At 43.5% G+C, this 12,098-nt stretch carries 8 protein-coding genes and 1 pseudogene; 2 read left to right on the top strand and 7 right to left on the bottom strand.

Translation table 11 applies throughout. The annotated features are described in order from the left end of the window. From pglZ to F973_RS00880, 6 genes are all read right to left on the bottom strand, one after another. Window positions 1-1,148: BREX-1 system phosphatase PglZ type A (gene pglZ, locus F973_RS00855; protein ID WP_004758925.1), on the bottom strand; the 1,148-nt coding region annotated here is incomplete at its 3' end. Between the two features lie 43 nt (window positions 1,149-1,191). Next, window positions 1,192-4,728 (bottom strand): BREX-1 system adenine-specific DNA-methyltransferase PglX, encoded by a 3,537-nt coding sequence (gene pglX, locus F973_RS00860; protein ID WP_004758927.1) that lies wholly within the window; start codon window positions 4,726-4,728, stop codon window positions 1,192-1,194. Between the two features lie 46 nt (window positions 4,729-4,774). Next, window positions 4,775-8,455, bottom strand: a complete 3,681-nt coding sequence (brxC, locus tag F973_RS00865; protein WP_004758928.1) for a BREX system P-loop protein BrxC — start codon at window positions 8,453-8,455, stop codon at window positions 4,775-4,777. Between the two features lie 41 nt (window positions 8,456-8,496). Beyond that, window positions 8,497-9,072 carry a DUF1788 domain-containing protein gene (locus F973_RS00870; protein WP_004758930.1) on the bottom strand — a complete coding sequence of 192 codons (576 nt, stop codon included), beginning with the start codon at window positions 9,070-9,072 and terminating at the stop codon, window positions 8,497-8,499. Window positions 9,073-9,088: 16 nt separating this feature from the next. Further along, window positions 9,089-9,700, bottom strand: coding sequence for a DUF1819 family protein (locus F973_RS00875; protein ID WP_004758931.1), 612 nt, complete (start codon window positions 9,698-9,700; stop codon window positions 9,089-9,091). 10 nt (window positions 9,701-9,710) lie between these two features. Next, on the bottom strand, window positions 9,711-10,577 hold the full coding sequence (locus F973_RS00880) for a BrxR family helix-turn-helix transcriptional regulator (RefSeq protein ID WP_004758932.1): 867 nt from the start codon (window positions 10,575-10,577) through the stop codon (window positions 9,711-9,713). A gap of 224 nt (window positions 10,578-10,801) precedes the next feature. On the opposite strand from F973_RS00880, the gene F973_RS00885 reads away from it, so the two are divergent. Next, window positions 10,802-11,131 (top strand): DUF4236 domain-containing protein, encoded by a 330-nt coding sequence (locus F973_RS00885; RefSeq protein WP_004758934.1) that lies wholly within the window; start codon window positions 10,802-10,804, stop codon window positions 11,129-11,131. Window positions 11,132-11,422: 291 nt separating this feature from the next. Here the strand turns inward: F973_RS00885 and F973_RS00890 are convergent, their stop codons facing one another. Beyond that, on the bottom strand, window positions 11,423-11,722 hold the full coding sequence (locus tag F973_RS00890; RefSeq protein WP_034427719.1) for a hypothetical protein: 300 nt from the start codon (window positions 11,720-11,722) through the stop codon (window positions 11,423-11,425). Between the two features lie 249 nt (window positions 11,723-11,971). Here F973_RS00890 and F973_RS15380 point away from each other — a divergent pair. Continuing rightward, window positions 11,972-12,073, top strand: a pseudogene (locus F973_RS15380) (IS5/IS1182 family transposase); the annotation flags it as partial. Window positions 12,074-12,098: the final 25 nt, after the last annotated feature.

Genomic DNA, 12,098 nt, shown 5'->3' on the forward strand with positions numbered 1-12,098 from the left:
GAATCAAACTGCTGTCGCAGGCTGAACAGCTCAATCGCTGCCTGCAACGCTGTATAGACGGTACGGTATTTACGGCGGGTTGCATCGTCCTTATGTTTGGACGCCCAATAGCCATCCAGACGGGTAGAAATAACCGTTCTGAAATGTTCCAGTTCAGCTTTGGTTGCTGCAGGGATCTGGCTGGCCAAATCAACAATGATCTTTTGTTCAATCACTTCAAAGGTCATGACATCGAGCAGCTGCTCCAGATCAAAAGCCCCGACCTTTTCTTGGATCCGCAGTGCATTCGCCACGGTCTGGGAGAGTGTATCGAAGGTTGGGTAGTATTTGGAACTGTCTCTCCAGCGCGACAAAAAGGCTCTAGCTGTTGCACGGGAGCTGACGGATGACATCACCAGTTCCTGAGCCCATAGCGGTATATCGCCCAGGCTTTCACAGAAACCTGTGCTCATCAAACGGATAAAGAACGTACCGAGCTTGAATGGTGCTTCCCCATTCAACTCTTCAACCGATGCTGGATAACCAATTTCCGCCTGTAATGCTGTGACTAAAGCTGGCACCAGTTGGAATTTTTCCAGTTCAGCAAAGGATTCTGGATTGACTTCCAGAGCCAGGTTCTGCTGTACCATTTCATCTGCCAACGCCAGGACAATATGCATAAGTTCGGCACTGTCAGCCTTGACCACAGCTGCAATCATGGCCATATCCAGATCCTGTGCATCTGCATCAGGCTGGATATAGCGTTTCAATGTACTCAGACGGGCTTTGGCTTTAAGGAATTCTTCACGTTTGGCCAGATGTTCTCTTAGACTCTGCTGCTGTAAACCCAGCTCATTAAAAATAATCGAGAAACGATCGGCATAGAAGCTGCGTGAATACAGCTTGATGTCCAGTAACCAGTCTTTTTCGGTTTCAGGCTCAGCACTGGGGAAATACAGCAAGTATTTACCCTGCTGATCCTCAAGTTCCAGTTTAAGCTTGATCGCCAAACTCGACTCTTCTGCCATATTCAAAATCTGGACATCATTTAGCTTTAGGGCTTTGATTTCTTCAGTAAATGAATGCTCTGCATCGTACCAAAAGACAATTCGGTGCTGTTCAGTATAAAAGGCTTGTTCCAGGCCTTGCTGTAGTTGACTTAAGTTCATGCAACCACCTCTGCATGATCTAGTGTGGAAGAAAAGCTATTCATCACTTTTCCCCCGTCACTGCTTTCACTTCAGCCAACAAGTCCCCAAACTTGCCGTAGTTTACTTTCACTCCATCATCCAGATCTAAGCTAATACGCTGATCGGCATAATGGCGCAGTTTTTCTTCAAAGCTACTCAGTTCAGCCTGTTGCTTATGCAGATTTTGTAGTTCTTTCTCTTTACGTTTAATTTCAGCAGCGGAATCACTGTTTTCGATTTCACTTTGCAAAGAATTAACCATCGCTGCCATTTTTGAAATCAGTGGCATGACATATTCAGTACGCATACGTGCCAAAGTGCTTTCGTTATAGCGGTGCAAGTACACTAACGCCTGGAAAGCACCTTGTTTACCACTGCTGAATAACCAGTAGATCGGGCGCTTTTTATAGGTCTGCATATGGTCTTTATAGAACTTGCTGGCTAGGTAACGGCGAATGGTGTCTTCAGCGGTTTCACTGGCTTTTTTATCCAAGCTTTCTGCCAGCCACAGCATATTAGCGTCTAGTGTGTCTTTACCCCAAACCGCAGTTAAAAACTCTTGGATACGATGTGTTGCATCATCTTCAAACCAATGCATTTCGGTCAGTGGAATAATGCCATCCGCATCGGCTGGGAATGTTTGGTAACGGCTGGCATCGAAGTCTTGATTACCTGCATGGGCATAGATCAGACCTGGTTCATCCAGGCTATAACGTCCCATCATGCAGCCAAGTGCATAGGAGACTAACCGCTGGCTGTCTTTTTCACGGTTGGCACGGGTTAGGGTGATTTGTTCATCCGGTACATCTGGTGTGAGTTCGTCCTGTAAACCATAAGCTTCTATAAACAGTTTATTGTTTTCTTCTTCCAGATGTTTCATTTCAGCGACGGCGTTCGCATTTTGCTGTTGCCATGTATTAAAGGCTTGTTCTAAATTTGGCTGCTGATTACTAATAATTGGGTTTTGGGAAAAGTCCCATGAGGTTTCATAAGAGTCCCAATCTTTTTTTGCCAAGTTAATCGCGTTACTAGACACTTCTATTACTTTTTTATCTACAACACTGATAACTTCAGGCAATGCAGCAATATGTGAAGTCTCGAAATTTAGGGTTGGAGATAATACCTCCAATTGCTTTACGGTTACTTTTGAATTTAACTGTGCTAGCAATTTAAACTCTTGATCCAGATTTTCCAAGAATACAGATGCACCAGCTACATCAAAAATTGATCCAACAGGTTGCCATCTAAACGAAGGAATACCACTAGAAATTTTTGACCATGTAACAGAGGATTTAAAATAATATGCTGCATTTTTTACAGTTCTTGTTGGTGAACCATAGAGATCTTTAGCATAAGAAAAAATCTCATCACCCGCATTTTCCCAGTTTACTACGTATTCAATATTCCCATACCATTTTCTAAAATTTCCTCCTTTATTATAAGGAAACCATTTGGCTGTTGAGGCTTCTGCTATTTTTTTATCTTCTGCATTCCAATAAGATTTTTCTTTCGATACTTCAAACCAAACTCTTAGGAATCTATTATTATCACTAGTTTGGCAACCAACCCTAGTTGTACCTACAGAATTAACTTTATTTTTTTCAAAACCAGATAAAATCTTTTTGCTTAACCAATAAGCCACAGGACTTCCAGGTATTTTATTAAAGTCATCTGGCTTCGTATTATAAAACCATCCACACTTGGGATTTTTAATCGCTTCTAATGTTTTAGGTGCCTGATTTTCAGAACCTTTAAAATCAGATAAACGAATATATGAACCAGTAAATTCTACAATATGTGCTTTTGCTAATGTAAATGTACAAATTGGAACCGTTGCTCCATCAAAACCAGAATATTCAAGCTGAATCAAACTTGTGATTGTTGCATGATCAATAAAATGCGTACGCAAATTTTCATACGATGAAATAAACATCCAAACAAAAGGTGACATAAAGCCAAGCTGTCCACTTTCTTTAGTTAGCTGCAAATCTCGGATCATAAATGCTGAAAAAAGATCTTTTTCATAACCCTGATAGTTCTTTTTTAAATAGTTTTTAAGATTTGGATTTAAGTACTTGTTGCCCATATACGGCGGATTCGCAATCACGGCATCATATTGTTTAGCCAGTAATTTAGCTTGTTGTAGTAAAGGCAATAACTCTTGTGCTGACTGCTGTGCAAAAATATCACCTGATTCTAATGCTGTATTCAGCTTGCTTTCTAAATCAGGTAGTTTCTTAGCGAATGCTTGAGGAATTTGAATCAAAGAACCAAAAGTCGAAGCATATTCAAATAAATCTAGCAGTTCTTTTAAATCGGTCTGAGCAATACCAGTACTTGCCAAATCCTGACTGAATGCATCCAAACGTTCTGGCTGACTATCTTGTAACGCAATAATATTCAGCTTCGGTGGATTGCTAAATAAACGGCGGTCATCCTCACGTGCTTTCATCAATAACGCAAAACTCGCCAACTGTGCTGCACGGGTATCAATATCAATGCCGTACAGGTTGTTTTCCAGAATCAAACGTGGAATATCACGGCTACGGTAACCACGTTCTAAGTAAATCGCTTTTAAGCAGTCATAGGCTTCCACCAGAATATGCCCCGAACCACAGGCCGGATCGAGTACCGTAATGCTTTCAGGGTTTAAAGTATCGCCATCTTCACTGATCCTCACATCAATCAGCTGTTTTAACTGGGCATTGACTTCATCGGTCTGTTCCGCTGGCTGAATATAGTATTCCCATTCACTGGCCAGCGTACTATCAGGCTGTGCCATCATCCATAAACGACCGACACTGTTCTGTACCAGATACTTCACAATCCAATTTGGCGTGAACAATTGCGTCGCAGCAGGAATGTCTTCACTTTTGACGACTTTACCAATCACTTGATCTTTCTTTTCAGAAATATAGAACTGATACAGCCAGCCAATAATCTGTACATCCGACCAATCTTCTTCCGGAATACTGGTCACTAAATCACGGATCAAAGAGTCGGTTTTGGTCAGGTTATCCGGTAACAGTAGTTCAGACTCATCAGAAACCTGTTCAAACAAGAGTGGCATGACCTGATTCAATGCATGGCATTGGGCCAGTAATAGCTCACGATACAGTTCTTCGTCTTTATTGCCATCCAGTTTGAGTTCAGCCACACGGCTGGCATCTAAACCTGGTAGGTCAATATCCAGACATTCTTCCAAAATCTGTGGCAAGCCTGCACTACCATCGGCACTACTGAGTACACGACGGCCATGATCCAGTAAGCCTTTGCATTCCATGTAGCGAATCGCACAGAGACGGTTAAACCAGCTGTAAGCGATATAATCAATCGTCTGCTCAAAACTGCTGGTTTGAATGCGTTTGATCAGCTTGTCACGTGGTTTCATGACGGATAGCGGAAAAACCTGATCGCCAATCAGCAGCAAGTCGCCTTTCTGTTCAGCCGGTAAAATACTGTCTGCGGTGATGCCATATTTGGCCGCCTGCTTGCGCATCGCTGCGATAAAATCATTACGTGCTTGCGGTGCGTATTTTTTAATATTACTGGTATTCATCTTTAAACCTTTAATTAATGACTGATGCCGATATCCCTAAGCCCTGTTAGCGGATACGCACACGCTTTTTATCACTCACAATTTTTTTCAATTCAGCTTTGAGTGCGTCTACAAACTGATCCACTGATTCTTCTGTTTCCAGGTAGACACTACTTGAACTTTTGCTGTAAATGCTGGCGACATCAACTTCGACAACAGGTTTCGGTGGCACTACGGCTGTCGCAGGCTGTACCGGACTCACAGCAGGTGTTGATGTAGCTGGGCTGGAGGTGGTTGCAGTGTTGGTTATACTCTCGGCTTTGCTCTGAGCCAATTGTGCCGCTTTGGCCTGACGCTGGATTTCCGCCTCAACTTCGCTTTCCAACTCATACAAGGCTTCATCAAAACGCTCGACGCTGGTTTGGGTTTGCAGCATATAGATGGTGGACAGGCTAGTTTCCACTTCAATATCCGTTTTCAGCAGTTGTAGTGGGCGTAATAGCTTGTTACTCAGCTCAGCGCTAGCGATGCCACTGTTTTTGATCTCAGCTTCTAACTGCTTGATCTTGTCATCAATGTGTTCTATTGCCTGATTGCGCTTCTCAGTCAGCAATTGCTCATTGACGCTTTCCACTGTGCGAACCAAATCAGCCACTTTATTTAACAGGCCATAGGGCGATTCAAGGGTCGAAATACGGTGTAATTCGGAGAGGGCTTTTTTAGCCACCTCATCACTGCCCAGTGCCTGTTTGTTCTTCTCAAAATGACGTAAGGCCTGTTGCAGTTGCTGCCAGCTTGGCATCTGGTTACTGAAGAATTCATGAATATCACGGTAGTCTTCTTCCAGATCCAGATAGTCGTCCTTGTTCTCAACCACGGCCTTAAAGAAATCGAAGCTGTCGCTATTGGCCAGCAGACGTTCCAAAGTCAGAATCGACTTTTCAATCACTTTCTTGCCTGGGAACTGCCCGACATCAGTTTTACTCTTATAAGACTTAAAGTTGGCTAACCAGTTTTTAAAATGTTGGGTATAGAATTCAAATAGCTCTTTCTCTGTCGCTGGTCCCATAGCCGAGAATAGGTCTTGGGTGAGTTGGCGTGCCTGTTTCAACACCTGATCATCAGTCTGGCGTTTTTTAATGATCGACACATCACGGCGACGGCGGCTGTTTTGTAAAGGCTCAAAGGCATCTTTTAACTGTAAGCTGCCGCCATTTAACTGCAGAGAAATCCGCCCCATCGCAGCCAGCTGACCCACCAATAGTAAAATCTCGGCATCCGGCCAGCCATAAGGACGTTTGACAAAACGATCTATCACATCTGAGACTAGAATACGCTCTGTACCGGTGGCCCGTAGTGCAATGTACTGCTCCACTTCCTGTAGGGCTTTGGGATTGCTCTGACCGCCATCCAGAGACAATCCGAGCTGCGCCATATCATCCACAGTCAAGACGGCGTTCAATTCACGCCAAGCATCCTGCTGATAGACCTGCAGATAGCTCAGTTTGGTATACGTGTTTTCCAGCAAATAACGACAAGCCTCATCCAGCTTGGTGGTTGGACTTGAAGATGAAAGTTGTAGACGTTGACCCAAGGCATAACTTTCCGCGTCCAGCAACATTTCTTCGACCCGGGCACGCAGGCGTTTTTTACGCTCCTGATTCTCACGGCCACGGTCTGCCAGAATACGGGTGATATCGGACTGAGTGCCATCATCATTTAAACGGATAAATTTATTGGTTTTCAGCCAGGTGCGCAGTTCATTAAAGAACTGTTTATCATCTGCCAGTTTAAACAGCACTTGTCCTTCGGCCTGAGTACTTTTACCAATACAGTAAGCTTCAGTGTAGAGGTTATATTCCGTATCTAGTGGAGAAATGATTTCAACTTTCAAATCGCTCTCATACTTCCCATCCAGGCTATGGCTATCTAGGAAACGACCAATCTGATAGTCCATCTTGTTGGCTTGATGGCGGTATTTGTTCTGATCGCGCAGTAAATCTTTAAAGATCAGATTGGCTAATTCTTTGTTTTCTTCCGAGCTAGCTAAATTAATATCCTTAATTTTTTTAGTAATATCCCTTTCTTCATTGGTCAGGAACAGGAACTCATCACCATTCCTCGTAATCAGGCTCTCTTTTTCCAGACGCTGCAGGCTCTCTTCAATCCGCTTACGCAATGCCAGCTTATCTTCATCAATTTTCTCAATCGACAAAGTCACCAGGTTATCTAGCGTACCTTTGATGATATCGACATAGCGGATCATGAACAGGGTACGCAGCATCTGCACATCAAAACCATCCAGGGTCTTATTCTGCCCTGCCTGGTCGATGGTACGTTTAACCGCTGTATCTAGGAAGCCTTCGACTGAAGTATAGAAGTGGTGGAAAGGAACCAGTGCCCCGACTTCATCTGTGGCAATCGCATTCGCGGCCATCTGGAACGCATCCAACATGGACCGTTCACCATAGGCCAAGTGTGCACCGGTCGCACCGACTTTACGGATTTCTTCAAATACTTTTTGCACCAGCTGGAAATGGTACGGCGCAAAAGGATAGTTATGAATAAAGCTGTCTGGCCCCTCATAGTTCTTGAGGGTTGGGCCTGAACGGTCAAAGGTAATCTGATTTTTTAAGATATCGCCCTTTTGCTCAAACACCGATCTGAGCAATGCTTCTGCTTCTGGGGTTTTACGTAATAAACGTTTCTGGATGACTTCATCGGTATTGGAACTGGACAGTGATAAACGGGTTTTAAAACGTCCAGCAATCTTGGAGAAGTCATTGGCTTTGGAAGAAGACATCTCACCTAAAACAGCATCGATGTCTGCCTGTGAGGTGACGATAATCCAAGCGCGGCCTTTACAGATCGTACCCAGGTTTTCAGTAATGGTTTGCAATGTCAGCATCAAGCGGGTATCGCTGCCAATAAACTGCCCCACTTCATCGACCAAGAACAACATGCGTTGCTGGGGTCCTTTGCTGTCCAGGTATTCTTTCACCCACTGACAGAAATTTTCAACCGAAACACTAAAGGTCTGCTCAGAATCCTCAAACCATTTATGCGCAGCTTCTGCTGATAAGTTGAGGGCTTGGGAAATCGCGGTTTCGACATCATCCTGATAGAACTGATAGCCATCACGTTCTTCTAGCCAAGACATGCCGCTAGATTCTTCAAAAGCCTGTTTAAAGCGCTCATACACCCCTTTCTGGCTCAGGTGACGTTCCATATGGGCAATATGTGGATGGTCAGCACTAAAACCCTGATATTCGTTAAACACGCGTAAAAACACATTCAGAATCGGATTACCGTCATCATTGGAGCTGGCTTTACTGTCGATGTTAAACAGGATGACATCAGCATGATGGCTGACGGCCTTGCCAATATCTGCACGGATAAACGCATCACGGATTTTGCTTTCATCAAAGAATTCGGCAGCACTGCGTTCGTTACCTTCCGCGTCACGTGCCACTTTATTGGCCAGAATATACGACAAGGTTTTCAGGAAATGTGATTTACCTGAACCAAAGAAGCCTGAAATCCACACACCGACTCGGTTCGCAATCGAAGGATCGCTTAGATCTGTGCCATAAGACTGGAAAAAGTCCCGAAAATGCTTTTCCAGCTCATTGGTGACCACATACTCATCAAGTTCCTGATATACCGTGGTATTGTCATTCTGGTCTGCCTTGACCACCCCGTTTATCGCACGATCTAATGGCTTGTAAAAAAGTTCTTTAATATTCATCTCAATCCATTTCCCCGAATTTTTATGGCTATTTGTCGTGCTTATGGCACTAATCTGAAGGCTCTGTAGTAATTATTGCTTGGAATTTTTCCAAATAAACTCATGGCCTGACCGTCGTAATACCCCGGATAAAACAATACGACTGGTTTATGCCCCAGCAAGGAATGCAAACTGTTTAACAAATGATGTGCACGTAATAGTGGCCAAACCGACCCCACCCCGGTCATCAACACTATATCTTGCTCATTGGTGGCATATTTGCTCACCAGATACGGCGCAAACTTATCCATATGCAGTGGACCTTTCAGAGCCTTGAGCAGTGCCTCATCGCCTTTGGCTTTTTGCATTTGGATCGCTTTATCAATGAAATTGCGCTCAGCCAGGTAATCCACCACTGCTTGTAGCAGATTAATATTCACCACCTTCAGCTGACTGTGTTTTTTCTCCAGCATCCCTTCCAGAAAATGAAGATATTCGCGGACTTTCAGCTCATCTTCAGGTGCATAATCAAAAATCCAGAAGCCAATTTCATTGCCCAGTCCTTGCCCGGTGAGAAACTCGGTGGAAAGAATTCGCTCTGGAATCTGGTTCAGACGCTCATGTATTGTTTGACTCATTGCTGCCCCTCTACAACTACCGCGTCCATAGCGACACTTCCATAGATCTTTTAATGCGTTGTTTATAATGTTCTTCCAACAGGCTACGCAGCTCTGCTCTGACGATCACGCGCTGTAACTCCAGCTTACGGGTACTTTTTAAGTAACCGGCTTCTGCCAGCATGCGAAACACCACCTGCCCCATTTTTTTCTTGCTGGACTCTTTCCATTCGCAGATATCCGGATCGCGTTGTGAGCGCTCATCCAGAAAGTCTGACCAGATATAACTGTCCAAGTATTGCGCCTGGGAGATATAGGCATCCCTCATCACCGTTTCCATAAACTCAAGCAGCAACAGGTTGCGTTCCAGTGCCCCACAAAAAGCCACCTGGGTCGCCAGCTCATCATCCCCATCACGCAAAGCTTTCCAGAAATCAGGCTCTAAGCGCTCAAGACGCTTACGAATAGCGGTGGCATTGCGTTGAGCTGAAGCAGGCGTTCTTTTTTGCAGAATATTGTCAATCTGAATGGCCTGATGCCATTGTTCTGGAGTCGCTTCTCGTAATAACAGATCCGCGATCAGCCGGCTTTCACGCACCATCAGGGAGCCACCAATCAGGTCACTGTCATAATGAAATTGTTCTAACATGGCCAATCTCCTATGAGGCCTGATCAAACAGGTAAGACGACAGCTTTTCGATATCTGAGCGTTGTAGTACCAAGGGATATTTCAAGGCATCTTCCGCCTCAGCCAGCGTGATCGCGGCCTGATATCGCTGCAAGGTATAGTGAGCCAGGGCTTTTTTCACCGGAATCTGTAATCTGCCATCAGGCATGCCGAAGTCTTTTTCGACCAGCGCTTTTTGAGCTTCATTCAATTTTGGATTAGGGATCAGCGTCAGTAGAATTTCTTCATGCCAGTGTTGATCCTGAACAGGGTCTACTGTATCAATCGCCACCACAACAGGTGTGCGATCAATCCTGGAGAGTAAAAAGTCCTTAAACTGCTTGCTCTGATGGCAATAGGCACGGACATGCCAGCGAAAACCGGTATACACCAGGGTGTGTGGGGAAATCATGCGCTCATGCCACTGCGGATTCTGCATGGAGGCATAAATAATTTTGAGACAGCTTTGTGTTCGACAGGCACGCAACACTTCCCTGATGACTTCAGGACGCACACTGCGATCGGGTAACTGTACCGCTGAGAGATTCGGTTCCGGTGTCGCAATCAGGGTATGCGATTCACTAACCAAACCTGACAGCATATTGAGATATTCATTGATATGTACGGTAGTCAGCACCGGTTGAAACGTGGCTTTAGGCACATAGCCTTTTACGGAGGGATCATGGACCAAGGCATCTGGGTTATACAGCGTATTGTAACGCTTGATATCCGCAGAAGCCTGCTGTCGACTCAGTCCAAACCAACTCATCAAACGATTGGTAACCAAACGACCTTCCCAGTATGCAAGGAGTTCAATGGCTCTCATTCTGAGAAGGACTTCATGCTTGTCTGCTGTCATAGAACAATCGGTCAATAAACAATGTGATCAAGACTACCCTACAATGAATATACAGTAAATTATTTTTACGGTATTGTGAGGGCAGATTAAACATATCTGATCAAAATCTCCCAATGTTTGGATGGACTCCGCACAACGGCGTCAGATCAATGCTCTCAAATTTTTAAAAATGAATATCCAGGCACTCAACGACGCAACAATCGGTCTGATAAAAAGGAAAAATGATGGGTTTTAGATTTCGTAAAAGTATTAAATTATTCCCAGGTTTTAAGATTAATCTAACCCATAAAGGCATCAGTAGTGCCTCGATTGGCAAACCGGGTGCATCAGTCAATATTGGTAAAAAAGGCACCCGAACCAGTGTCGGTATTCCAGGAACTGGGCTGTCTTACTCCAAGCATCGACCTTACACGAAGAAAGCGAATACCCAACAATCGTCAACTCAGCAACAACCCATCTTCGCACCCACTCAGACGGCGCAATCAAAATCAAAGCTCTGGCTTTGGATCGCTTTTGGGGTGGTTTGTTTTATTGTTGGGGCAGTGATATTTTAGGATCTCTGATTTATTTTTTATCTTTGTTGTGAAATCAAAAAAAAATAAAAGCACTAAATTTTCGTAGTTTTATTTTGAGTACTTAGATGGTTATGTGCTTATCAAATTTATCAAAAGAATAAGCCAAAAATTCATGTCGTTAGGAATCCAACTCATTTTTAAGCTTATGTTATTTATAATTTTTTAGTAAAGTGAAAATTCTCAACTATCAAAATATCAAACGTGGTATAGCTGAATTCTTAATTTACTACCACACTTAAAAATCTTGAATAGTGGATTTTACAGGTATTTTTATGTGCTTATTACTTTAGAATTTAGCTGTATCGCATCTTTAAGCCATTTTTCAAGGGCGATCGCATCATTCAAGGCAGCAAAGAGAATAAATATAATACGCTTTTCAATCCGTACCAAAACTGGTAATGGCTGTGGTATGTACTGAATATACAAGCACCAATTGTCACCGATTGGTCTATTTAAAGAGAACTCATATCGTTCCGAATCATACTCTATAAAGCCCTCGTTAATCCGTACGTCAAACGTAGGGTCTTCTAAACAAGCAATTATTACTGATATTGCTGATATTACTGACATTTTAATTTTATCACTAGTTTTATTTTATAAATCAGCATGTTACATAATGTTTTATACAACAAAACCTTCTAGAAATAAAAAGAGAATTCGCGGATTCCCAGGCCTTTGCTTGGCAAATCAGATTTTGACAAAGCAAAGGCCTGGGCCCCTTAGGTTGAACGATATATGCTTAGGCTATTCATATAAAGAAGGATACTGTACGGCTTCTAGTAGCGGATCAAATACAAGGCATTAAGCAATAAATGAGCGGCAAAAAGTTTTCCTAGTCAGGTAAATAATATTCATGCACACGTAGCTGTCTTGAACAAATTCACAGAATTTGGCTGCACTTATACCCAAGTTGTCACTTGAATTTAGCTCAATTAGGGTAGCGCTG

It is taken from the genome of Acinetobacter sp. CIP 102129 (genome assembly GCF_000368305.1).
Taxonomy (GTDB): domain Bacteria; phylum Pseudomonadota; class Gammaproteobacteria; order Pseudomonadales; family Moraxellaceae; genus Acinetobacter; species Acinetobacter parvus.

Bases quoted from the DNA above. Each gene is read 5' to 3' on its own strand.
- pglX (WP_004758927.1), bottom strand. From the start codon at position 4,728: ATGAATACCAGTAATATTAAAAAATACGCACCGCAAGCACGTAATGAT.
- brxC (WP_004758928.1), bottom strand. From the start codon at position 8,455: ATGAATATTAAAGAACTTTTTTACAAGCCATTAGATCGTGCGATAAAC.
- F973_RS00870 (WP_004758930.1), bottom strand. From the start codon at position 9,072: ATGAGTCAAACAATACATGAGCGTCTGAACCAGATTCCAGAGCGAATT.
- F973_RS00875 (WP_004758931.1), bottom strand. From the start codon at position 9,700: ATGTTAGAACAATTTCATTATGACAGTGACCTGATTGGTGGCTCCCTG.
- F973_RS00880 (WP_004758932.1), bottom strand. From the start codon at position 10,577: ATGACAGCAGACAAGCATGAAGTCCTTCTCAGAATGAGAGCCATTGAA.
- F973_RS00885 (WP_004758934.1), top strand. From the start codon at position 10,802: ATGGGTTTTAGATTTCGTAAAAGTATTAAATTATTCCCAGGTTTTAAG.
- F973_RS00890 (WP_034427719.1), bottom strand. From the start codon at position 11,722: ATGTCAGTAATATCAGCAATATCAGTAATAATTGCTTGTTTAGAAGAC.